This window comes from Stenotrophomonas sp. GSD10, assembly GCF_056172695.1.
The window spans coordinates 1,092,205-1,114,679 of record NZ_JAOCMC010000002.1 but is presented as its reverse complement, the minus strand read 5'-3'; the positions used below and the strand labels follow the sequence as shown (position 1 = coordinate 1,114,679).

Here is a 22,475-nt window from a genome sequence, read left to right as displayed (position 1 = left end):
GGCGGGCGCCCTTCCGTAGCGTCGAGCTTGCTCGACGGCTGTTCGCGAACGGCAGTCGAGCATGGCTCGACTCTACAGAACAGCGAAGGGCCGTCGAGCAAGCTCGACGCTACGGAACAGCGCAGAACCGGGCGCGGTCAGAGCTGGATCCAGGTGGCCTTGATCTCGCTGTACTTGTCGAACGCGTGCAGCGATTTGTCGCGACCGTTGCCGGACTGCTTGTAACCGCCGAATGGCGCGGTCATGTCGCCACCGTCCCAGCCGTTCACCCACACACTACCGGCGCGCAGCTGGCGGGCCACACGGTGCGCGCGGCCGAGATCGCGCGTCCACAGCCCTGCCGCCAGCCCATAACGGCTGTCGTTGGCCAGGCGTACCGCCTCGGCCTCGTCATCGAAGCCGAGCACCGCCAGCACCGGGCCGAACACCTCCTCCCGCGCCAGCGCCTGCTCCGGCCGCACCTGGTCGAACACCGTAGGTTGCACGTAGCACCCGCCAGCCTCCACCTCGGCCCGGTGGCCGCCCAGCAGCAGACGGGCGCCCTCGCCCTCGGCGCGGGCAATGTCGGCCAGCACCTTGTCCGCGTGCGCGGCGTCGACCAGCGCTCCCATCGGCGCATCGGCGTCCAGCGGATGACGAGGCTGCATGTGCTGGCCGTAGGCAACCACCTGGCGCACGAAGTCCTCACGGATCGAGCGCTGCACCAGCAGCCGCGAACCGGCGGTACAGACTTCACCCTGGTTGAAGAAGATGCCCTGCGCCACGCCCTTGGCCGCCGCGTCCAGATCCGGCGCGTCGGCAAACACCAGGTGCGGGCTCTTGCCACCGCACTCCAGCCAGACCCGCTTCAGATTGGACCGGCCCGCGTACTCCAGCAGCTTCGCGCCAGTGGCCGTAGAGCCGGTGAAGGCCAGCACGTCCACATCCCTGTGCAGGGCCAGGGGCTCGCCGACGCGCGCGCCGTGGCCGGGCAGCACGTTCAGCACGCCGTCCGGCAGGCCGGCCTCGGCGGCCAGCGCCGCCAGCCGCAGCGCACTCAAGGGCGAACGCTCGGAGGGCTTGAGCACCACCGAATTGCCCACCGCCAGCGCCGGCGCGATCTTCCAGCAGGCCATCAGCAGTGGGAAATTCCACGGCACGATCGCGGCCACCACGCCGGCCGCCTCGCGCGTGACCAGGCCCAGTTCATGCGGACCGGTGGGTGCGATCTCGCCATACAGCTTGTCCACCGCCTCGGCGGTCCAGGCCAGGCAGCGCACCACGCCGGGCAGGTCGATGCGACGGGCGTCGCGTACCGGCTTGCCCATGTCCAGGGTTTCCAGCAGGGCCAGCTCGTCCGCATGCTTTTCCACCAACGCCGCCAGCGCCAGCAGCACGCGCTTGCGATGGGCCGGGCTGGCCTGCGACCAGTGGCCGGCCTCGAAGGCGTGCCGCGCGGCCAGCACCGCGCGCTCCACATCCTGCGCGTCGCAGTCGGCGACCGCCGCCAGTATCCGCCCGTCGATCGGGCTGATGCAGTCGAAGCGTGCGCCGCAGGCGGCGTCGGCGTAGCGGCCATCGATGAAGGCCTGGCCCGGCATCGAAAGGCGCTGGGACAGCGCCTGCCAGTGGCTGCGGTCGGGGAAGTCGGCCATGTCGGGCTCCTCGGAACAGTGTTCCCGGTTATACCGGCGTGGCCGCGACTCCGCCGTGACGCAGCTGCGCTACATTCACCCTATCGGACCTGATGGAGCCGGCATGAAGCGCCCTGAAAGCGACCTGCACGACCTCGCCACCCAGCGCCCCGAGTCACTGGAGGCGTACTGGATGCCGTTCACCGCCAACCGCCAGTACAAGGCCGCGCCGCGCCTGCTGGTGCGGGCCGAGGGCATGCACTACGAGGATGTCGACGGCCGCCGGATCCTCGATGGCACGGCCGGCCTGTGGTGCTGCAATGCCGGCCATGCGCGCCCACGGATCGTCAACGCCATCATCGAGCAGGCGCGCACGCTGGACTACTCGCCTGCGTTCCAGATGGGCTCGCCACCGGCGTTCGCGCTGGCGCAGCGGTTGGCCGCACTGGCGCCGACGCCGCTGAACCATGTGTTCTTCACCAGCTCCGGCTCCGAAGCGGTGGATACCGCGATGAAGACGGTGCTGGCCTACCACCGCCAGCGCGGCGAGGGCCAGCGCACACGTTTCATCAGCCGCGAGAAGGCCTACCACGGCGTGGGTTTCGGTGGCATGGCGCTGGGCGGGCTGCCCAACAACCGCAGGGCCTTCGGCCTGCAGCTGGGCGGCGTTGATTACCTGCGGCACACCCTGGACCTGCAGCGAAATGCGTTCAGCAAAGGTCTGCCGCGCCAGGGCGCTGAACTGGCCGATGACCTGGAACGGCTGATCGCCCTGCACGATGCCTCGACGATTGCGGCCGTGTTCGTCGAGCCGATCGCAGGGTCGGCCGGGGTGATCCTGCCCGCGCCGGGTTACCTGCAGCGCCTGCGCGAGCTGTGCGACCACCACGGCATCCTGCTGGTGTTCGACGAGGTCATCACCGGCTTCGGCCGGGTCGGCATGCCCTTCGCCGCGCAGCGCTTCGGGGTCACGCCGGACCTGCTGACCTTCGCCAAGGCGGTCAGCAACGGCGCGGTGCCACTGGGGGGCGTGCTGGTCAGCGACGCCGTGCATGCCACCTTGATGCAGGCACCGCCACAGGCCATCGAACTGTTCCACGGCTACACCTATTCCGGCCACCCGCTGGCCTGCGCGGCGGCCCTGGCCACACTGGAGGTCTACGCCGAGGAGCGCCTGTTCGAACGTGCCATCGAACTGGGCGAATACTGGCAGGAATCGCTGCATGCGTTGCAGGGCCTGCCCAACGTGATCGACATCCGCAACTTCGGGTTGGTCGGGGCGATCGAGCTGGCGCCACGCCGGGACATGCCCGGCAGCCGCGGCTACGAGGTGTTCCGGCGCTGCTTCCACGACGGCCGGCTGCTGGTGCGCTGTACCGGCGACATCATCGCATTGTCGCCGCCGCTGATCGTGGACAAGGCGCAGATCGACCAGATCACCTGCACCCTGGGCGAGATGATCCGGGCCACCGCCTGAGCCCGGGCCGGCGCTGGCGAGCAGGTACAATGGGCGGTTCCGCTCCTGCTCGCTGCCGTGCCCATGGATATCGTCGTCAAAGAAGAACTCAAGGCCTACATCGACCCGCTGACCGCGGACGAACATGACGCGCTGGAGCGCAGCATCCTGGCCGAAGGCTGCCGCGATGCGCTGGTGCTGTGGGGCGAGGTGCTGGTCGATGGCCACAACCGGTTCGGCATCTGCCAGAAGCATGGCCTGCCGTTCAATACGGTGCAGAACACCCGTTTCCAGAGCATGGAAGACGTGCATCTGTGGATGATCGAGCAGCACCTGGGCCGCCGCAGCGTGTCCGACTTCCAGCGCGGCGTGCTGGCGTTGCGCAAGCGCGACATCCTGGCGGCGCGCAAGCAGGTCGAGCAGGCCCAGCTGCAGCGCGAAAGCGATGGCACCGCCGACGTCGCCGACGAGGGCGGCGAAGACAGCCCGCCGTGGGAACCGGCACCGAAGATCAGCCGCGCCGAACTGGCCCGCGAAGCCAAGCTGAGCACCAGCCAGGTCGGCATGATCGAACGCATTCATGCCCAGGCCGCGGCCGAAGTGGTGGAAGCGGTCAAGGCCGGCGTGATCTCGATCAGCGCTGCTGCCGCCGTGGCCGATCTGCCGGAAGACGAGCAACGCGCCGCCGCTGCCGGCGGCAAGGACGAGCTGAAGCAGGCCGCCAAGCGCGTGCGCGAGTCCAAGCGCAAGCCGCGCGCACCGAAGCCTGAACCGGCCGAGATGGACTTCGAGGAAGCGGACGAGGACGAGATCGCCAGCCGCGATGCCGAAGTGCTGTCGGCACTGGAGCAGCTGGGTGAGGACGCACCGGCGCTGCGCCGCCGCGTGGTCGCCCTGACCCGCGAGAACGATACCCTGCGCGCGCAGCTGGCCGCGCTGCGCAGGCAGCTGGAAGCGCTGTAACCGTGCCACCGGGCATGGCCCGGCGCTACTGGACGCCTGATCGGTAGTGCCGGCCGCTGGCCGGCAACGCTGATACGGCTTCACCGGCCATGGAATGCCGGCCAGCGGCCGGCACTACCGGGTGCTCATCCCGTGGCGGTTAGACTCGTAGCATGACGCCTGCCATTGATCCGCGCCGCGCCCAGCTGCGGCGCCTGAAAGCCCTCGCGCTGGGCCTGCTGCTGTTGATGCTGGCCGGTTTCGCGGTCAGCCACTGGCAGGGCGAGCGCGGCATCTGGGCCTGGGTCTCGGCCTTCTGCGAGGCTGCGGCGGTCGGTGCGTTGGCCGACTGGTTCGCTGTCGTTGCCCTGTTCCGGCGGCCGATGGGCCTGCCGATTCCGCACACCGCGATCATCCCGCGCAGCAAGGAACGCATCGGCGACAGCCTGGCCCTGTTCGTGCGCGACCAGTTCCTGGAACCGGGCGTGCTGCTGGCCAAGCTGCAGGTGTTCGATCCGGCCAGCCGCCTCGGCAGCTGGCTGGCCGACCCGGCACGCTCGCGGATGCTGGCCGACATGGCCCGCGGCTGGGCCCTCCAGGCACTGGACTTCTTCGACGAAGCCGCAGTGCGCCGGCAGCTGCATGCCTTCGTGGTGCAGCAGCTGCGGCAGTGGAATGCCGCCGCCACCGCCGGTGAACTGCTGGCCCTGCTGACCGCCGATGGGCGCCACCAGCGCGTGCTGGACGAGGGCCTGCAACGACTGGGGCGCTGGCTGGAGCAGCCGGAAGTGAAGGAGCGCGCCTCGCAGCTGATCGTGCGCTACATCCAGCGCGAATGGCCGACGCTGTCGAGCACGGTGAACTGGGTCAAGCCGATCGACGAGATCGGCGACAGCCTGGCCGAACGCCTGGCGCGTGCGGTGCTCGAAGAGCTGCAGCAGGTGCTGGCCGAGCCGCAGCACCCGCTGCGCCAGGACTACGAGACCTGGCTGCAGAACTACGTGCAGCGCCTGCGCGAAGACCCGGCGCTGGCCGAGCGCATCGAGCAGCTCAAGCAGGAAATGATCGACCACCCGGCGCTGCAGGAGTACGTGCAGGGCCTGTGGGCGCGCATCCACGCCAGCCTGCGCGCGGACCTGCAGCGCGAGAATTCGGCACTGGTCGGCCACCTGCAGCGCAGCCTGGGTTCGCTCGGTGCCAGCCTGCAGGCCGACCCGGCCCTGCGTGAGGCGCTGAACCAGCATCTGCTGGAAGGTGCGCAGCGCCTGACCGGGCGCCTGCGCGAAGGCGTGACCACGCATATCGCGCAGACCGTGAAGGGCTGGGACGAGCGGCACCTGGTCGAGCAGCTGGAACTGAGCGTGGGCCGCGACCTGCAGTTCATCCGCTTCAACGGCACCCTGGTCGGCGGTCTGATCGGCCTGCTGCTGCACGCCGCGACGGTCCTCTTCCGCCTCTGAGGTACCCCCTGCGCCGGCGAGTGCCGCCCTCACGCTTGATTAACGAAATGCGAATGCCTATCATTTGCTGATCGGTTGTACGCTTAGCCAAGCGGGGCACGGAAGCACGCACCCACCCGCCCCTTCGCCCGTGTACATCCCCCGACTACCGGGTCGCCCGCACTGCGCGGGTGGCGCCCCGTCGATGGGACTCGCTGGGCGACGTGCGCGAAGCGCACGGCTGCTGCGTCTGCGCATTCCATCGCCTGTTTCGTCCTGCATGGAACCGCACCGATGGCAACGCCGCTCAACTCCCCCGTCCTACTTTGCTGGCCCTGGCCGTGACCGCACTGATGATCGCTCCGCTGGCCCACGCCGACGGCACCGCCGATCCTTCCGCGCGCACGCTCGATACGGTGAAGGTGACCGCCGACGGCGAGATTCCCAACAGCTATACGGTCAAGGGCGCGCGCAGTGCGACCAAGCTGGACCTGTCGCTGCGCGAAACCCCGCAGTCGGTGACAGTGATCACCCGCCAGCGCCTGGACGACATGGGCCTGTTCTCGCTGTCGGACGTGATGGGCCAGGTGACCGGGGTCAGCGTGTCGGTCACCGACAGCGAGCGCATCAACTATGTCTCGCGCGGCTACACCATCGAGAACTTCCAGATCGATGGCATGCTCAACACCTTCGGTGGCTCGGTCAAGACCAACACCGACAACGTGATCTACGAGCGCATCGAAGTGATCCGTGGTGCCACCGGCCTGACCACCGGCGCCGGCGATCCCTCCGGCACCATCAGCATGATCCGCAAGCGTCCCACCGATACCTTCCAGATGGGCGCCAACCTCACCGTGGGCCGCTGGAACAACCGCCGCCTGGAAGCCGACCTGGGTGGCCCGGTTGCCTGGGACGGACGCATCCGTGCGCGCGTGGTCGCGGCCAAGCAGCAGAGCGATTCGTTCCGTGATGTCTATGCGCTGGACAAGGACGTGCTCTACGGCATCGTGCAGGCCGACCTGAGTGACAGCACGCTGTTCGAGGTGGGCTACGAGTACCAGTCGCCGCGCACCACCGGCGTGACCTGGGGCGTGGTGCCGTACTGGGGCGCCGATGGCGCGCCGGCCAACCTGCCGCGCTCGACCAACCTGTCGGCCTCGTGGAGCGCCTGGCCGATCGTGGAAAAGACCAGCTTCGCGCGCCTGGAGCAGCAGCTGGGCAACGGCTGGTCGGTGAAGGGCAACTTCAGCCACGCCGTGCGCGATACCGATGGCAGCGTCTGGTACGGCGCGGCCGGCAACCCGCGCGCCAATGGCACCGGCGTCACCGCCTACATCTCGCACTTCAACGAACACAGCACGATGGACGTGTTCGACGTCAATGTCGGTGGCCCGTTCCAGCTGTTCGGCCGCGAGCACGAACTGGTGTTCGGGCTCGGCCAGGCGGTGCGCAAGGGCGAATCGGAAGGCATGGACTTCGACTACGACGATGCCTATGCCGTGGTGCCGGACTGGCGCCATTGGACCGGCGAGGTGCCGGTGCTGCCCGTCACCCGCCTCGGCCGCCTGTCATCGCAGAATGAACTGCGCCAGCGTGCAGCCTATGTCGCCGCACGCCTGCGCCTGGCCGATCCGTTGCTGGCCGTGGTCGGTGCGCGCTATGGCAGCTGGGAAACCCGCAGCTGGGCCTATGGCTACGATGCCAACGGCAACCGCAACCGCACCACCCGCACCGGCTACAGGCCGGACGACATGCTCACCCCGTATGCCGGCCTGATCTACGACTTCAACTCCATTTTCAGCGGCTATGTCAGCTATACCGACATCTTCAAGCCGCAGAACTACCGCGACCGCAACGGCAACTATCTCGAGCCGGTGGTCGGCAGCATGTACGAAGCCGGCGTCAAGGCCGAGTTCTTCGGCGGCCTGCTCAATGCCTCGGCCGCCGTGTTCGAGGGCAAGCAGGACAACGTCGCCGAGATCGATGATTCGGTGCCGGTGAACTCGCTGCCCGATGGCAGCCAGGCCTACCGCTCCACCGGCAAGGGCAACAAGGTCAAGGGCTGGGAGATCGAAACCCAGGGCAGCATCGGCGAGCAGTGGAACATCTCGGCCGGCTTCGCCCACACCGTCATCCGCAACAAGGACGGCGTGCTGCAGCGGACCACCGCCCCGCAGGACACCTTCCGGCTCAACACCAGCTGGCGCCCTGGCGGCATCGATGGCCGCTTCTGGCTGGGCGGTGGCGTGACCTGGCAGAGCCGCATCTGGAACACCAGCACCAAGGCCGATCGCAGCAAGGCCAACATCACCCAGGACGCGTTCCATCTGCTCAACCTCGCCGGCGGCTACCGCTTCAACGAAAACTTCAGCGCCCAGCTGAACATCAACAACCTGCTGGACAAGAAGTACTTCAACAATGTCGGTTTCTACAACGGCGTGTACTGGGGCGAACCACGCAATGTCACCGTGACGCTGCGCTGGAAGCTCTGACCCCGATGGATGGCGCCGGTTCTGCGACCGGCACCCGGCCACGGATGGCCAACCCCGGCGCGCTTCGGTGCGCCGGCCTTCTTCCCTTGAAACCTGCAGGATCGCCGTGGACCGCTCGCCCGCAACCGCCAGCCCCCGCCCCTTCTTCTCCAACCCGCGCTGGGGCGTGCTGTCACGTTCGCTGGCCGCGATCTTCGGCGGCTATGCGCTGGCCTCGATGACCAGCGTGTTCTGCGCGGTGGCGTTGCCCGGCGCGCGCGGCCAGACCGTGCTGACCGGCATGCTGCTGGCGATCCTGGTTGCCGCCTGCGCCGCACTGTGGGCGTTTGCCACCCGCAGCGCGCTGCGCGCCTGGGTCGGCATCCTCGCCCCCGCTCTGCTGATGGCCGGCATCGCGCGCCTGATGGGAGCCTGGGCATGAAGAACGGATTCCGCCAGTCGATGGCCTGGCTGCACACCTGGACCGGGCTGCTGGTCGGCTGGTTGCTGCTGCTGATCTTCATGGCCGGCACCGCCAGCTACTACCGCGAGGAAATCAGCCGCTGGATGCGCCCGGAGCTGCCGGCCAACAAAGTCAGCATCGATGTGGCTGCGCAGCGCGCGGTGGACTACCTGCAGGCCAATGCCAGCCAGGCCGAGAACTGGTTCGTCACCCTGCCGCAGCCGCGCAACCCGGCCATGCAGATGTTCTGGCGGCTGCCGCCGGAACTGGCCGACCCCAGCCGTGGCCGCCGCGGTGGCTTCGGCGACGCCACCCTGGACCCGAACACCGGCCAGGCATTGAAGGCGCGCGAGACCCGTGGCGGCGACTTCTTCTACCGCCTGCACTTCGACCTGCACTACATCCCGGTGCTGTGGGCGCGCTACCTGGTCGGCTTCTGCGCGATGTTCATGCTGGTGGCGATCATCACCGGCGTCATCACCCACAAGAAAATCTTCAAGGACTTCTTCACCTTCCGCAAGGACAAGGGCCTGCGTTCCTGGCTCGATTTCCACAACGTCAGCGCGGTGATGGCACTGCCCTACCACGCGATGATCACCTACACCGGCATCGTTACCCTGATGATCATGTACCTGCCGTGGGGGTGAAGGTGGCCTACCCGCAGGACGAGGACAAGTTCTTCTTCGAGGCCTTCGGTGGCATGCCGGAGGTGACCGCGCCGGCCGAAGGGCGCGCCACCCCGCTGCCGATCGCACAGCTGCTGGACAGCGCACGCGCGCATTGGCACGGCGTGGAAGTGGCCGGCTTCACCGTATCCAACCCGGGCGCGGCCAATGCGGTGATCGACATCCGCCAGCGCGACGGCAAGCGCCTGTCCACCGACACTCCGGCCGTGCGCTACAACATGGTCAGCGGTGCGCTGCTGGAAGAAACGCCGCCGTCCGGTGGCGCCACCGCCACCCGTGGTGTGCTGTACGGCCTGCACCTGGCCCGCTTCGCCGACTGGGGCCTGCGCGCACTGTTCTTCCTGTCCGGCCTGGTCGGCTGCCTGATGGTAGCCAGTGGCGTGGTGCTGTGGGCGGTGAAGGAACGACCGAAGCATGCCAAGAGCGGACGCACCGGCTTCGGCCTGCGCCTGGTCGATGCGCTGAACATCGGCACCGTGGCCGGCCTGCCGATCGCCTTCGCGGCCTATTTCTGGGGCAACCGCCTGCTGCCGCTGGACATCGCCGAGCGCTCCAGTGCCGAGGCCAACGTGTTCTTCTACGCGTGGGGCGCTGCGCTGCTGGCCGCCTTCATCTGGCCCAAGCGGATGATGTGGGCGTGGCAGCTGTACCTGGGTGCGGCTGCGTTCGCGCTGGTGCCGGTGGTCAACGCGCTGACCACGCATGCCCACCTCGGCGTCACCCTGCGCAACGGTGACTGGGTGCTGGCCGGCGTCGATCTGTCGATGATTGCCTTCGGCGCGATGCTGGCGATGTGCGGCTGGCGCATGCAGCGCTGGACGCCGCCGCTGAGTGCGGCCGAGAAGAAGAAGCGTGCGGCCGCTGCGGCTGCGCCGAAGGCATCGGTGGACGCTGCAGAAGCGGCTGAAGCGGAGGCCAGCGCATGATGCTGCTGGCACTGACGCTGTCGTTCTCTGCGTTCACCGCATTGTCACTGGCGATGGAAAAGCACCAGCACGACCTGCATGGCAAGGCCGCGGCGGCACCGGCACGGCGCACGCAATGGCGGGTGCTGGGCTGGGCGCTGCTGACGGTGGCCTTCGCGCTGTGCGTGGCCGACCACGGCTGGGCAATGGGCCCGGTGCTGTGGCTGGGCGCGATGACCGTGGGCGGCGTGGCACTGTCGTTCGGTCTGTACCCGTACCGGCCGAAGTGGATCGCCCCGCTGGCGATCGCGTTGCCGGTGGTCGGGCTGGTGGTGGGGTTGCTGTAGCCGCAGGACGGGGTCTGCGTCATCCACGCATGGCGTGGATCTACAATGGCTGCATGGATAGCGTGATGCAACGGACGGCTGGAATCGGCTTCTTTTCCCGGTTGGGTGAAACACTGCCCGCAACGGCCGGCGTCGTCGCCGTTCGATCGCTGGCCGAAGCACTGCGGACCATCGATACCGGTGGTTTCGAATGGATGCCCACAACACTGGGCGATTCGGATCCGTTTCACGGCGCCCTGCCCCGCCCGCCCGAGCTGGCCGACGCCCGACGCGAACTCAACCGGAGGTTGATGCGCGCGCTTTCGGCACTGGATCTGCCGGCACTGCGCTGCGGTGCGCATGACCTGCACCTGGTGGCGCGCGATGGAGCGATGTTCGCCTTCCGGCAACGCCTGCTGGAAACGCACCTCGGCCTGCCGGCGCACTGGGAACCCGTGCTTGCGCTGTACGAACGGGGACATTGGCCGCTGGCCCACGCGCCGGGGCGCTTGCTGGTGCTGTAGAGCCGTCCACGCAGGGCATGGATCTACCGGGCCCACGCTCGCCGGGCATGGCCCGGCGCTACCGTTCTGCGCGCACATGGGTAGTGCCGGCCGCTGGCCGGCATTCCCTTTCGGCTGGAATCACCCCAACCGCTTCAGCTCCCACGCGCGGTGGATACGCGCGTTGCGCTCAAAGTCCGGGCCGATGGTGCGCGCGGTGATCTCGCGGCACTGGGCGAATTCGGCGATGGCGTTCTCCTCCAGCTTGAAGCGGCGGAAGTTGTTGGAGAAGTACAGCACGCCGCCCGGTGCCAGGCGCGCAACGGCCGCACGCAGCAGCTTCAGCTGCTCGCGCTGCACGTCGAAGTCGTCGGCGCGCGCGGAATTGGAGAAGGTCGGCGGATCGCAGAAGATCACGTCGTACTGGCCACGGTCCGCTTCCAGCCAGGCCATCGCATCGGCCTGTACCAGCAGGTGCTGGTTGCCGCCCTGCCCGTTCAAGGCCAGATTGTCGTAGCACCACTGCAGGTAGGTGGCCGACAGATCGACGCTGGTGGTGCTGGCGGCACCGGCCACGGCGGCCTGTACGCTGGCCACGCCGGTGTAGCAGAACAGGTTGAGGAAGCGCTTGCCACGCACCTGCTCGGCCATCATCCGGCGCAGCGGGCGATGGTCGAGGAACAGGCCGGTGTCCAGATAGTCAAACAGGTTCACCTGCAGCAGCGCGTTGTTCTCGCGCACCACGATGAACTCATCGCGCTGCTCGAAGCGTCCGTACTTGCTGCCGCCCTTGCCGCGCTCGCGCGACTTCATCGAGACCTGTTCCGGCGGCACGCCGAACACTTCACGCGCGGCAGCCAGCAGTTCGTTGCGGCGGCGGCGCACGTCGTTCTCCGGAATCGCCGCCGGTGCCGCGTATTCCTGCACATGCAGGAAGGTACGGCGCTTGCCACCGTCTTCCTCGTAGACGTCGATGGCGGCCGCGTACTCCGGCAGGTCGGCGTCGTAGGCGCGGAAGCAGGTGATGTCCTCGCGCGCGCGCCAGCTCTTGAACTTCTTCAGGTTCTTGCGCAGGCGGTTGGCCACCATCTGCGCGCCTTCGCTCAGCTCACGCGGTTGCGCCGGATCGCGGCCCGGCACAGCGATCGGATCGCAGACGATCAGCGCGCATTCCAGTGCACCGTTGAACATCTGGTACTTCTTGCCGGCGCGCAGGCCGGTGGCGAAAGCAAGTTCATCATTGCCGCACAGCAGGCTGGCACGCCACTGCGGCACCGCCTTCTGCAGGGCATTGCCCAGTGCGCGGTACAGCGCCGGATCGGCGGCCAGGCGTTCGTCGTATGGCGGGTTGCAGACCACCGCGCCGATCTCCTGCTCCGGCGCGGCCAGATCGGCCACGTCGGCACGGGTGAAGCGGATCGCGTGGGCGACGCCCGCCACTTCCGCATTCTCGCGCGCGGCCTGGATCGCGGTCGGGTCGATGTCGCTGCCATGGATAACCGGCTTCAGCGCGGCCAGCCCCGCGGCCTCGCGATCGCGCGCTTCGCTCTGGATCGCCTTCCAGGCGGCCTTGTCGAAGCCCAGCCAGCGGCTCGGCGGCAGGCTGCCATGGCGCATCAGGCCGGGAGCCACGTCAGCGGCCATCAGCGCGCCTTCGATCAGCAGCGTGCCGCTGCCGCACATCGGGTCCAGCAGGCCACCGCCGGCGGCGTGCAGGCGCGGCCACTGCGCGCGCAGCAGCAGCGCGGCGGCCAGGTTTTCCTTCAGCGGCGCCTCGTGGGCGGCACCACGCCAGCCACGACGGTGCAACGGGCCACCGCCGAGATCGATCGACAGCGAAGCACGGCCCTTGCGCAGCGACAGGTTCACGCGCACGTCCGGCAGGTCGGTGTTGACCGAGGGGCGCTCAAGGCCCTCGTCGCGCATGCGGTCGACGATGGCGTCCTTGATCCGCTGCGCAGCGAAGCGGGCGTGGGTGATCTTGTCGCCGGACACGTGCGCGTCCACCGCCAGGGTCATCTCCGGCTTGATGTGCTCATGCCACGGCAGCGCGCGCACGCCGTCATACAGGGCCTGCTCGTCCGGGCACTCGAACTCGTCGATCGGCCACAGCACGCGGCTGGCCAGTCGCGACCACATCACGATCCGCAGCCCCTGCTCCAGTTCGCCCTCGGCGTTGACGCCGGCAATGGTGGCAGTGGCCTTGCCAAGGCCCAGGGCCGACAGTTCATCGGCAAGCAGGTATTCCAGGCCCTTGGCGCAGGAGACGAAGAATTTCACGGGATCGGTTCGCAGGTGGTCGGGCGCGGCACAGGGGCCGGGCCGGTCGGAAAGGAGGGCCGCAAGCACGGCCAGCAGGCCCGCGCCGGGGGCGGCGGGGCTGCCATTGTAGTCAAAGCGGGCGGGCGCGCCGTGCGCCCGGGCTTCACAGTTGCCGCAACAAGCGCTCGAAGGCCTGCGCGGAGGCCTCCACGTGGTGTTCCAGGCGGTGGCCGTCATCGACCAGCAGCAGCTGCGCGGCGCGCGCCTGCGCCCAGGCGATCACCCCGGCGGCCGGGACCACCTCGTCATGCCAGGCCTGCACCACCGTGGTCGGCACGGCGGCGGCATCCAGCGCTGGCATCGGGCCCATGGTGGTCGGCGGCACCATCAGGAACAGGCCGGCCACCGGCACCTGCAGCGAGGCGATGGCGGAGATGTAGGCGCCCAGGCTCGACCCGGCCAGCACCACCGGGCCCTGTTGGGCGGCGATGGCGGCACGCTCGACCAGGCGGCGCAGGCGGGTCGGCACGTCGCCCACCCGGCTGACCTCGCTCATCGCGTCCAGATCGGTGTAGTCAGGGCGCTCGTGGCTCCAGCCCAGGCGCTCGGCAACCTCGGCCAGGGCGGTGACCTTGGTCGCTTCCGGGCCACTCTCGAAGCCGTGGGACAGGATGCAGTGGCCGCGGCTCATGCACAGGCTCCGTGCGCGCGCACCGACGAGGAAAGGGAAGGCAGGTTCATGCCGCAATGCTAGCATCGCCGGATGCCCAACCCGCTCCTGCCCGGCCTGCAGCTGCAGCCCCTGCCCTACCAAGACCGCCTGCCGCTGCGCGACCCGGCCACGCTGGAGATGGTGGTGATCCACTGCACCGAGCTGCCCGATCTGGAGATGGCCCGCGAGTACGGCGAGCGCGTGCTGTACGACAGTGGCGCCGGCAACAGCGGGCATTTCTACATCGACCGCGACGGCCGCGTGGTGCAGTACGTGGCACCCGAGCGCGTGGCGCATCACGTGCGTGGCATGAACGCGCATACGCTGGGCATCGAGCTGGTCAATACCGGGCGTTATCCGCACTGGTTCGACAGCCGTCACCAGGCGATGGACGAAGCGTATACCGAGGCGCAGCTGCAGGCGCTGGAGCGGCTGCTGCTGGCGTTGGTGGAGCGCTACCCGTCGCTGCGGCGAATTGCCGGGCACGACCAGCTGGACCTGGAGCAGGTGCCGGCCAGTGATGATCCGGCGTTGACGGTGGCGCGCAAGCGTGATCCGGGGCCACTGTTCCCTTGGGCGCGGGTGCTGGCGAAGGTGCCGTTGCAGGGTTTGGAGTAATGACCGGCAGGGCTGCGCCCTGCACCCGCAGAAGCAACGTCAACGTCAAGAGCTGGGGCCTTCCGTGGGATGGCGGGGTGGGTCCGGTTGCGGGGGACGCCGTAAACCCATCCCTGGGGCTTGGCCGCGGCATCCATGCCGCGGACACCCCCGCAACCGGACCCACCCCGCCTTCGACAGATCTCTGCCGCTGTTGGCAGGTGTCGACCTTGGTCGACACCGTTCATCCACGCTATGCGTGGATGAACGTCAAATCGATCGGTACGGGCTTTTGTAGAGTCGAGCCATGCTCGACTGCTCTTTGCGTGGATACCGAGACGATAGAGTCAGGCGCCGGTGGCAACCGGGCGGCTGCTGTCGCTGACCCAGCCGCTCCAGGAATCGGCATAGATCCGCGCGCCGCTCAGGCCCGCTGCTTCCATCGCCAGCAGCAGATGGCAGGCGGTCACGCCGGAACCGCACATCAGCACCACCTGTTCTGGATCGCGGTTGCCGATCACGCCCTGCAGTTCGGCGCGCAGTTCCTGTGCATCACGCAGGCGGCCGTCGAGCACGTTCAAGGCGAACGGACGGTTGACCGCCCCCGGCACGTGGCCGGCCACCGGGTCCAGCGGCTCCACCTCGCCGCGGAAGCGCTCGCCCGCTCGCGCATCGACCAGCCAACCCGGTGCGTGCTTCAGGCGTGCGCTGATTTCATCGGCATTGGCGATCTGTGCGGTGTCGAAACGGCCCGGATAGGCGGGCAGCGCTGTCACCGTTTGCTGGCCGGTCGCCAGCGGATGGCCGGCCGCCTGCCAGGCGGCGATGCCGCCGTCGAGTACGGCCACGCGGCGGTGACCGATCAGGCGCAACAGCCACCACAACCGCGAGGCGGCCATGCTGCCGTCGCTGCCGTCGTAGACAACCACCTGGGTGTCGGGGCCGATGCCCCACTGCCCCAGCTTTGCGGCAAAGGCATCGCTGTCTGGCAGTGGATGGCGACCATGGCCGACGCGCGAGAGATCGGACAGGTCACGATTGAGATCGGCATGCACCGCGCCCGGCACATGCCCTGCCAGATACTGGCCATCACCGGCCTGCGGATCGGCCAGCGAGGCCCGCGCATCGACCACGCGCACGGCGGTGCTGGCGGTAGCGCGTGCATCGACCACGCGCACGCCCTCGCCCAATGCGGCAGCCAGGGTGGTGACATCGACCAGGGTGGTCCACGGTGGATCGATCGGCTTCATTGCACTTGCTCCAGGCGACGACGCAGGTTGTAGAGAATGGCCGCGGTCGCCCCCAGATGCGCTGGCCCGGCCAGCCGTATTCGAGGACGTGGCGGATGCGGCCGCGATGGTTGATTTCGACCTGGCGCAGATTGTCGGCGGCCATCAGGTAGTCCAGCGGCACCTCGAACACCTCGGCCACTTCGCTGGGCTGCGGTATCGGCACGAAGTCCGGATCGACCACCGCCACCACCGGGGTGACCCGGTAGCCGGTAATCGTCACGAAGGGATCCAGATACCCCAGTGCCTGCACCTGGCCTGGCGCCAATGCGATTTCTTCCTGGCTTTCGCGCAGTGCGGCCGCCAGCGCGTCGCGGTCGTCAGGTTCGGTGCGGCCACCGGGGAAGCCGACCTGGCCACCATGCGTGCGCAGCGTTTCGGTACGGCGGGTGAGGATCACCTGGGCGCCGTTGGCGCGCGGCACGATACCGGCCAGCACCGCCGCTTCCACAGGAGGCCCAGGCGGTAACAGATCGATCAGTTCACTGCGGTTCCAGCCATCGCCGGCGGGGGATCGGCCAACGGATGCAGCGCGCGCATCAATCGTTCGTGGTCGGCCAGCGAGCCGCGCAGCGACTGCTGAAGTTGCGCGCGCAACGGTTGCACGCGATGCAGGATGCGGCTGCGTTCGTCATTGCTCATCGACGACCACCGCGCGATCTCATCGAGGTTTCGCCCGCAGCCGGTGCATTGCCGGTGCGGATCCAGCGTGCACACTCCGATGCAGGGACTTGCGACAACACGCGCCGATTCTTCCATTGTTTGCACCTGGCAACAGTAGCGCGAATAGGCGGGATCTGCGCAAACAAAAACGCGCCGGTGGGATCACCGGCGCGTTTGGTTTACTGCTTCGACTTACTTGACGCTGACCAGCTTGATCTCGAACTGCACAGCCACGTTCGGCGGGAACGGGGTGCGCGGGTCGGCACCGTAGGCCTGGTCCGGCGGCAGGGTGACTTCCCACTTCGAGCCTGCCGGCATCTGCAGCAGGGTCTCGCGCATGGCCTTCATTTCGACTTCGCTGACCTTGATCGACGGGATCTGCTGGGCCGGGCGGGCCTCGGTCGGGCGCTGGCCGTACGGGAACGGACCGGCCACTTCCAGCTGCACGGTGCTGGCCTGGGTCGGCTTGGCACCCTTGCCGGCTTCGATCACGCGGTACTGCACGCCGCTCGGCAGGGACTGCACGCCGGTCTTGGCCTTGTTCGCCGCGATGAACTGATCGCTCTTGGTCTTGTTTTCGGCAGCAGCCTTTTCGTACTCGGCCTTGGCAGCCTGGGCACGGCCCTGCTCGCGCTTCTGGAACGCTTCAACGGCCGGCTTCAGCTGCTCGGCGGTGATCGCCGGCTGCTTCTTGGCGTAGGCGTCCTGCAGACCCTTCACCACCGAGTTGATGTCCAGCTGCTCACCGCGACCGGTCAGCTCCGCCAGGTTGTTACCGTAGTCGTAACCGAAGTAGTAGCTCAGCTTGCCCTTTTCGGACGAAACGTCCTGGGCGAAGGCATTGCCCGTCAGGGCCAGGGCCGCGACGGCGACCGCGATAGAACGCAACTTCATCAAACAGTTCTCCAGGGGTGGTAACTCAGGGACGTTCTGCGCCGCCCTGAGGCGACGGGTTAGGATAACGGGCGCAACGTGTAACCGCTACTCACGATGCAGGCTATGACCCGTCTGCGTTTGCAGAGTTCAATATCACTTTTTTAACGTTCCAGGAGTTTCCCCGTGGCCGATGCCCTGATCGCCGTCGCCGACGACGGCGCCATCCGCACCGTGACCGTCCAGCGCCCGGACAAGCTCAATGCCCTCAATGCCGCGACCCTGCAGGCCCTGGCCGAGGCGTTCAGCGCCGCCGCCGCCGACCCGGACGTGCGCGTGGTGGTGCTGACCGGTGCCGGCCCGAAGGCCTTCGTGGCCGGCGCCGACATCACGGAGATGAACACACTCAGCGCGGTTCAGGGACGTGATTTCTCGCTGCTGGGCCAGGCCCTGATGCGGCAGATCGAACGCATGCCCAAGCCGGTCATCGCCCGCGTGAACGGTTTTGCGCTGGGCGGCGGCCTGGAGCTGGCGATGGCCTGCCACCTGCGCATTGCCGCCGATACCGCCAAGGTCGGCCAACCGGAGATCAACCTCGGCCTGATTCCCGGCTTCGGCGGCAGCCAGCGCCTGCTGCGCCTGTGCGGCCGCGCCGCGACCCTGGAGCTGTGCCTGCTGGGTGCACCGATCAACGCCGCGCGTGCGCTGGAACTGGGCATCGTCAACGAAGTGGTGCCAGCCGACGCGCTGGACAACCGCGTCCAGGATGTCGCCCGCCAGCTGGCACGCTCGGCGCCGCTGGCCCTGCGAGGCCTGCTCGATGCGGTGCACGTGGGCGGCGAATGCAGCCTGGAGGCCGGCCTGGAATACGAAAGCGCGCAGTTCGGCCTGCTGTTCGCCACCGAGGACATGCGCGAAGGCACCAGCGCCTTCCTGCAGCGCCGCCCGCCGGCCTTCCAGAACCGCTGACGCCATGGCATCCCGACCCAATCCCGCGCAGCTGTTCGCCCGGGTCCAGGCAGACGATCTCGATGGCGCCCTGCAGGCCGGGCTGATGGACTATGTGGCCCGTGCCGGTGACGAACAGTTGCTGCCCGGCCACCCCGAGCTTCCGCAGCGCCTGCAGCAGGCCCAGCAGCAGCTGCACACGGCCTGGGCCGCGCGCGAGCGTTACCGCGCCCGTGCGGTGCGCCTGGCACGACGCGAGGCCGAGCGCGACGCACGCCGCACGCCGGCCCCGGCGCCGGATGTGAAGCCCGCCCTGCCCGCTGCGGCGGCCGCCATCCTCGCCCGGGCCAAGGCCCGCGCCAGCGGCAAGGAGCAGTAATGGCCACCGCGAAGAAGACCCCGCGCGCCCCGGCGCGGCGTGCCGGCGCAATGCCGCGCGCCGACGTGGTGGAGATGTTCACGCGCCTGCGCGAACTCAACCCGCACCCGAAGACCGAACTCGAATACAGCTCGCCGTTCGAGCTGCTGGTGGCGGTCGCGCTGTCGGCGCAGGCCACCGACGTCGGCGTCAACAAGGCCACCCGTCGCCTGTTCCCGGTGGCCAACACGCCGGCGAAGATCCTCGCGCTTGGCGAGGATGGCCTGAAGCAGTACATCGCCACCATCGGCCTGTTCAACGCCAAGGCCAAGAACGTGATCGCCACCTGCGCGATCCTGCTGGAAAAGCATGGCGGTGAGGTGCCGCGCGATCGCGATGCACTGGAAGCGCTGCCCGGCGTGGGTCGCAAGACCGCCAACGTGGTGCTCAACACCGCGTTCGGCGAACCGGTGATGGCGGTGGATACGCATATCTTCCGCGTGGCCAACCGCACCGGACTGGCCCCGGGCAAGAACGTGCGCGAAGTGGAAGACAAACTGGTGAAGGCGATTCCGGCCGAGTTCCTGCTCGACGCGCATCACTGGCTGATCCTGCACGGGCGTTATGTGTGCAAGGCGCGCAAGCCGGATTGCCCGGGCTGCGTGATCGCCGACCTGTGCCGGTTCAAGGAAAAGACCACGGCCGAGGCATGACGCAGTCTCTGTCGTGACCAGACGAAGACGGCGGGCACAAGGCCCGCCGTCTGTGTTTCAGGACAAGCGTGCTTCAGGAGATCAGAACGACAGGTCGCCCCAGACGCCGAATTCCTTGGTCTTGTCGTTCTTCTTGTCGCTGGCGTTGGCCAGGTGCGTGTACTTGTACACGGTCGACAGCTTGAGGTTCTTCATGACCGGGAACTCGACACCGACGTTCCAGTACTTGTCACCCAGGGTCGGGTCCAGGGTCTTGCTGACGTCGGTGTCATCGTAACGACCGAACACGTTGATGCCGCCGTCGGTCACGCGCACGCTGCCCCACACCGACCAGCCGCTGGACTTGTCGGTGGCAACGGTCGTCACGTTGTTGAGGTTCTTGGCCTGGAAGTACTCACCACCGACACGGAAGTCGCTGTCGGCGTAGGCCACCATCGCGTTGGCGCGGGTGTAGGTGTTCTCGGCGCTCTGGATGTCGGTTTCCTTGCCCAGCTTGCCGCTGTAGCCGCCGACGGCCACCACGAAGTTCTCGTTCGGGGTGTAGGCCACGCGGCCTTCCACGTCCATGCCCTTGCTGCGGGTCGGGTTCTTGTAGCCGGCGCCGGACACCACCGAGACGGCGTAGTTGAAGTTGTTGCCCAGGTTGCCGAAGCCATGCAGGCCCCAGTCGGACGAGTTGCCGTACTTCAGGCGGTCGGTCAGGGTGTTCTCGACATAACGCATGCCGTAGAACTTCTCGACGTACGGAATCCACGGCATGTCGGCGGCACCGACGCGCAGGTTGAAGGCCGGGTCGAAGCTGCCCTGCACGTAGGCCTTCTTGACGAACAGTTCGGTGTTGCCGATGGCCGAGCTGTACTGGAAGTCGGTGGTCAGGTTGGCCGACCAGATGTCGTTGAACTTGTGGTCGACGGTCAGGTAGAAGCGCTTGACGTCCAGACCGGTGCCGCTGGCGGCGGTGTCCTTGCCGTTGCTGGTCTTGTCGATGTTGGTCAGGTCGAAGAACATGCGACCGCCGATCTTGTTGTCATTGACCAGCTTGGCCAGCTTGTCGACGCTGGTCTGGGTCTTCTGCGCCGTTTCCAGGGCCTGGGCCTGGGTGATGTTCACTTCGGACTGCGCGTCGGACTGCGCCTGCAGCGCCTGCGAATCGTTCTGCAACTGCTGGACCTGGGCCTGCAGCGCGGCGATCTGTGCCTGCAGCTGCTGCAGCTGTGCCTGGGAAACGCCCGAGCTGGCGGGGGCTGCGAAGGCGTCGGCGGAAACCAGACCGAGGCTTGCAACGACCGCGGCGGCGAGCAAATGGGAACGCATTTTGGATCTCTCCAGAGGGTTGGAATGGCTTGGGCAGAACGCCACGCCGGCAGGCCGGTCAAGCGTTTTGCGAACGTTCCGTTAAAACCATGACAGTCGAATGACAAACTGCGCACCAAACACAGGTTTCTTCGTGCGGTCATGCGGACGACGCAATTCGGCCGTGGCCTGTGTCGAAGCCTTGCGGTACAGGGCGTGGTGTATCGCCCTCAACGTGCAGCGCAGCGCCGTGCGGCCACATTGGTGACGCGGGCATCGCTGCCGGATGCGCATTCCCGGGATGCGCAGGCGTCGGTCCAGATGCTCCGATGACGACATATAGAGGGTGGTGGTGCGCTTCCCCCAGCCTTGGAGCGCGCGCGAAACCTTCACGGACTGCGCCGCAACCGCAGCGGCCAGCGCTGTAACGGTTGCGTCATACAACGGTCCCTGCGCTGTCATCGAACCGTTATGGAATGTGCACCGGGCGGGTAACCCCGCATCCCAATCAACCCAGGAGCCACCCCGTGATCCACGCCTTCAAGTCGCGCGTTGCCGTTGCCGTCTTCGCAGCGTCGTCCGTGTTCGCCGCCAACGCCGCTGAAATCACCGGCGCGGGCGCCTCGTTCATCTACCCGGTGATGTCCAAGTGGTCGGCCGACTACAACGCCGCCACCAGCAACAAGGTCAACTACCAGTCGATCGGTTCGGGCGGCGGTATTGCGCAGATCAAGGCCAAGACCGTTGATTTCGGCTCCTCCGACGCGCCGCTGAAGCCGGAAGAACTGGCCGCCTCGGGCCTGGCGCAGTTCCCGTCGGTGATCGGCGGCGTGGTGCCGGTGGTCAACGTGGCCGGCATCGCCCCGGGCGCGCTGAAGCTGGACGGCACCGTGCTGGCCAACATCTTCCTGGGCAAGATCAAGACCTGGAACGACCCGGCCATCGCCGCGCTGAACCCGGGCGTGACCCTGCCGAGCGCCAAGATCACCGTCGTGCATCGTTCGGATGGTTCGGGCACCACTTTCAACTTCGTCAACTACCTGTCCAAGGTCAGCCCGGAGTGGAAGAGCTCGGTCGGTGAAGGCACCTCGGTCCAGTGGCCGGCCGGCATCGGCGGCAAGGGCAACGAAGGCGTTGCCGCCTACGTGAAGCAGATCAAGGGCGGTATCGGCTACGTCGAACTGTCCTACGCACTGCAGAACAAGCTGTCGTACACCGCGATGAAGAATGCCGCCGGCAAGTTCGTGCAGCCGAGCGACGCCTCGTTCGCCGCGGCCGCCGCCAGCGCCGATTGGGCCAGCGCCAAGGACTTCTACCTGGTGATGACCAACGCCCCGGGCGCCGAGTCCTGGCCGATCACCGCCACCAACTTCATCCTGGTGCACAAGAAGCCGAAGAACGCGGCCAACGGCAAGGCCACCCAGGAGTTCTTCCGCTGGGTCTACAAGAGCGGCGACGCCCAGGCCCGCCAGCTGGACTACGTGCCGCTGCCGGACAGCCTGGTGCGCCAGATCGAGACCTACTGGTCGCAGAACCTGAAGTAAGCGTTCCCCCGCAGGAACGGGGCCGGCGGGTCCTCTCTCCCCGCCGGCCCCAACCGGGCGCGAGATCCTCGAGATCCCGCGCCTTTCTCGTTTGCGGCGCACGGGCGTGTAGAGTCGAGCTTGCTCGACTGCTCGCGGCGGGCATCAGTCGAGCAAGCTCGACTCTACGAAGGGCCAAAGACCCGGCTGGGTGCGTGAGCGTGCGGACCAACGGTCCGCACCTACCGAGGGCATGGAGCAGTCGAGCAAGCTCGACGCTACTCAGGCCAACCGGCGGTCATGCCGGTGCGCAGATCCTGGGTCTCCAGGGCCTTTCCCAGGGCGGCCCAACCCCGTGAAACCCCTGTCAGAACGTGATCCAGGACACCTCTGTCATGGTCGTAATACGGCTGTAACAAAAACATCATTTCATAGCCGCA

Annotated in this window: 18 protein-coding genes and 2 pseudogenes; 13 read left to right on the top strand and 7 right to left on the bottom strand. The window is 67.6% G+C overall.

Features of this window, described 5'->3' with window-relative positions:
• Positions 1-137 precede the first annotated feature (137 nt).
• Positions 138-1,634, bottom strand: coding sequence for an aldehyde dehydrogenase (locus tag N4G47_RS05300; protein ID WP_475285666.1), 1,497 nt, complete (start codon positions 1,632-1,634; stop codon positions 138-140).
• 103 nt (positions 1,635-1,737) lie between these two features.
• Between N4G47_RS05300 and aptA the strand changes: the two genes are divergently transcribed.
• The 8 genes and pseudogenes from aptA to N4G47_RS05260 all read left to right on the top strand — a co-directional run bounded on the left by aptA (position 1,738) and on the right by N4G47_RS05260 (position 10,825).
• Positions 1,738-3,090 (top strand): omega-aminotransferase AptA, encoded by a 1,353-nt coding sequence (gene aptA / locus N4G47_RS05295; RefSeq protein ID WP_475285664.1) that lies wholly within the window; start codon positions 1,738-1,740, stop codon positions 3,088-3,090.
• Positions 3,091-3,153: 63 nt separating this feature from the next.
• Positions 3,154-4,032, top strand: coding sequence for a plasmid replication/partition related protein (locus N4G47_RS05290; RefSeq protein WP_475285662.1), 879 nt, complete (start codon positions 3,154-3,156; stop codon positions 4,030-4,032).
• A 152-nt stretch (positions 4,033-4,184) separates the two neighbouring features.
• Positions 4,185-5,471, top strand: coding sequence for a DUF445 domain-containing protein (locus N4G47_RS05285; RefSeq protein WP_475285660.1), 1,287 nt, complete (start codon positions 4,185-4,187; stop codon positions 5,469-5,471).
• Positions 5,472-5,791: 320 nt separating this feature from the next.
• Positions 5,792-7,942 (top strand): TonB-dependent siderophore receptor, encoded by a 2,151-nt coding sequence (locus N4G47_RS05280; RefSeq protein WP_475285658.1) that lies wholly within the window; start codon positions 5,792-5,794, stop codon positions 7,940-7,942.
• Between the two features lie 106 nt (positions 7,943-8,048).
• Positions 8,049-8,363: a DUF3649 domain-containing protein gene (locus tag N4G47_RS05275; RefSeq protein WP_475285656.1), complete on the top strand. Its 315-nt coding sequence runs from the start codon at positions 8,049-8,051 to the stop codon at positions 8,361-8,363.
• Positions 8,360-9,996: pseudogene (locus N4G47_RS05270) on the top strand (PepSY-associated TM helix domain-containing protein). Before N4G47_RS05275 ends, N4G47_RS05270 begins: the two are co-directional and overlap by 4 nt.
• Complete coding sequence (locus N4G47_RS05265; protein ID WP_249844540.1) at positions 9,993-10,322, top strand: DUF3325 domain-containing protein; 330 nt, start codon at positions 9,993-9,995, stop codon at positions 10,320-10,322. The pseudogene N4G47_RS05270 and the gene N4G47_RS05265 overlap by 4 nt, the downstream one beginning before the upstream one ends.
• A gap of 65 nt (positions 10,323-10,387) precedes the next feature.
• A complete protein-coding gene (locus tag N4G47_RS05260; protein WP_475285653.1) occupies positions 10,388-10,825 on the top strand; it encodes a hypothetical protein in 438 nt (145 codons plus the stop codon).
• Between the two features lie 120 nt (positions 10,826-10,945).
• Here the strand turns inward: N4G47_RS05260 and rlmKL are convergent, their stop codons facing one another.
• Positions 10,946-13,084: a bifunctional 23S rRNA (guanine(2069)-N(7))-methyltransferase RlmK/23S rRNA (guanine(2445)-N(2))-methyltransferase RlmL gene (gene rlmKL / locus N4G47_RS05255; protein WP_475285652.1), complete on the bottom strand. Its 2,139-nt coding sequence runs from the start codon at positions 13,082-13,084 to the stop codon at positions 10,946-10,948.
• 145 nt (positions 13,085-13,229) lie between these two features.
• Positions 13,230-13,757 (bottom strand): hypothetical protein, encoded by a 528-nt coding sequence (locus tag N4G47_RS05250; protein ID WP_475285650.1) that lies wholly within the window; start codon positions 13,755-13,757, stop codon positions 13,230-13,232.
• Positions 13,758-13,829: 72 nt separating this feature from the next.
• Between N4G47_RS05250 and N4G47_RS05245 the strand changes: the two genes are divergently transcribed.
• A complete protein-coding gene (locus N4G47_RS05245; protein ID WP_475285649.1) occupies positions 13,830-14,396 on the top strand; it encodes an N-acetylmuramoyl-L-alanine amidase in 567 nt (188 codons plus the stop codon).
• Positions 14,397-14,722: 326 nt separating this feature from the next.
• Here the strand turns inward: N4G47_RS05245 and N4G47_RS05240 are convergent, their stop codons facing one another.
• From N4G47_RS05240 to N4G47_RS05230, 3 genes and pseudogenes are all read right to left on the bottom strand, one after another.
• Positions 14,723-15,625, bottom strand: a complete 903-nt coding sequence (locus N4G47_RS05240) for a sulfurtransferase (protein ID WP_475285647.1) — start codon at positions 15,623-15,625, stop codon at positions 14,723-14,725.
• Positions 15,622-16,423, bottom strand: a pseudogene (locus N4G47_RS05235) (CoA pyrophosphatase). The gene N4G47_RS05240 and the pseudogene N4G47_RS05235 overlap by 4 nt, the downstream one beginning before the upstream one ends.
• A 96-nt stretch (positions 16,424-16,519) precedes the next feature.
• Positions 16,520-17,221: an FKBP-type peptidyl-prolyl cis-trans isomerase N-terminal domain-containing protein gene (locus tag N4G47_RS05230; RefSeq protein WP_475285645.1), complete on the bottom strand. Its 702-nt coding sequence runs from the start codon at positions 17,219-17,221 to the stop codon at positions 16,520-16,522.
• Positions 17,222-17,386: 165 nt separating this feature from the next.
• On the opposite strand from N4G47_RS05230, the gene N4G47_RS05225 reads away from it, so the two are divergent.
• From N4G47_RS05225 to nth, 3 genes are read left to right on the top strand one after another with little or no spacing between them, the layout of a single operon-like run.
• Positions 17,387-18,169 carry an enoyl-CoA hydratase/isomerase family protein gene (locus N4G47_RS05225; RefSeq protein WP_228355185.1) on the top strand — a complete coding sequence of 261 codons (783 nt, stop codon included), beginning with the start codon at positions 17,387-17,389 and terminating at the stop codon, positions 18,167-18,169.
• 4 nt (positions 18,170-18,173) lie between these two features.
• Positions 18,174-18,527 (top strand): hypothetical protein, encoded by a 354-nt coding sequence (locus N4G47_RS05220; RefSeq protein WP_249844548.1) that lies wholly within the window; start codon positions 18,174-18,176, stop codon positions 18,525-18,527.
• Positions 18,527-19,219: an endonuclease III gene (nth, locus tag N4G47_RS05215; RefSeq protein WP_475285643.1), complete on the top strand. Its 693-nt coding sequence runs from the start codon at positions 18,527-18,529 to the stop codon at positions 19,217-19,219. Before N4G47_RS05220 ends, nth begins: the two co-directional genes overlap by 1 nt.
• Positions 19,220-19,300: 81 nt before the next feature.
• Here the strand turns inward: nth and N4G47_RS05210 are convergent, their stop codons facing one another.
• The gene (locus tag N4G47_RS05210) at positions 19,301-20,533 is read right to left on the bottom strand and encodes a porin family protein (RefSeq protein WP_107230371.1); all 1,233 of its coding nucleotides are present in this window, start codon (positions 20,531-20,533) and stop codon (positions 19,301-19,303) included.
• A 506-nt stretch (positions 20,534-21,039) separates the two neighbouring features.
• On the opposite strand from N4G47_RS05210, the gene pstS reads away from it, so the two are divergent.
• Entirely contained in the window at positions 21,040-22,056 is a 1,017-nt protein-coding gene (gene pstS / locus N4G47_RS05205; RefSeq protein WP_014036550.1) for a phosphate ABC transporter substrate-binding protein PstS, read from the top strand.
• Positions 22,057-22,475 lie beyond the last annotated feature (419 nt).

Excerpts from the sequence above, each read along its gene's own strand:
- N4G47_RS05300 (WP_475285666.1), bottom strand. The coding sequence starts at position 1,634 with ATGGCCGACTTCCCCGACCGCAGCCACTGGCAGGCGCTGTCCCAGCGC.
- aptA (WP_475285664.1), top strand. The coding sequence starts at position 1,738 with ATGAAGCGCCCTGAAAGCGACCTGCACGACCTCGCCACCCAGCGCCCC.
- N4G47_RS05290 (WP_475285662.1), top strand. The coding sequence starts at position 3,154 with ATGGATATCGTCGTCAAAGAAGAACTCAAGGCCTACATCGACCCGCTG.
- N4G47_RS05285 (WP_475285660.1), top strand. The coding sequence starts at position 4,185 with ATGACGCCTGCCATTGATCCGCGCCGCGCCCAGCTGCGGCGCCTGAAA.
- N4G47_RS05265 (WP_249844540.1), top strand. The coding sequence starts at position 9,993 with ATGATGCTGCTGGCACTGACGCTGTCGTTCTCTGCGTTCACCGCATTG.
- N4G47_RS05260 (WP_475285653.1), top strand. The coding sequence starts at position 10,388 with ATGCAACGGACGGCTGGAATCGGCTTCTTTTCCCGGTTGGGTGAAACA.
- N4G47_RS05250 (WP_475285650.1), bottom strand. The coding sequence starts at position 13,757 with ATGAGCCGCGGCCACTGCATCCTGTCCCACGGCTTCGAGAGTGGCCCG.
- N4G47_RS05245 (WP_475285649.1), top strand. The coding sequence starts at position 13,830 with ATGCCCAACCCGCTCCTGCCCGGCCTGCAGCTGCAGCCCCTGCCCTAC.
- N4G47_RS05240 (WP_475285647.1), bottom strand. The coding sequence starts at position 15,625 with ATGAAGCCGATCGATCCACCGTGGACCACCCTGGTCGATGTCACCACC.
- N4G47_RS05230 (WP_475285645.1), bottom strand. The coding sequence starts at position 17,221 with ATGAAGTTGCGTTCTATCGCGGTCGCCGTCGCGGCCCTGGCCCTGACG.
- N4G47_RS05220 (WP_249844548.1), top strand. The coding sequence starts at position 18,174 with ATGGCATCCCGACCCAATCCCGCGCAGCTGTTCGCCCGGGTCCAGGCA.
- nth (WP_475285643.1), top strand. The coding sequence starts at position 18,527 with ATGGCCACCGCGAAGAAGACCCCGCGCGCCCCGGCGCGGCGTGCCGGC.
- N4G47_RS05210 (WP_107230371.1), bottom strand. The coding sequence starts at position 20,533 with ATGCGTTCCCATTTGCTCGCCGCCGCGGTCGTTGCAAGCCTCGGTCTG.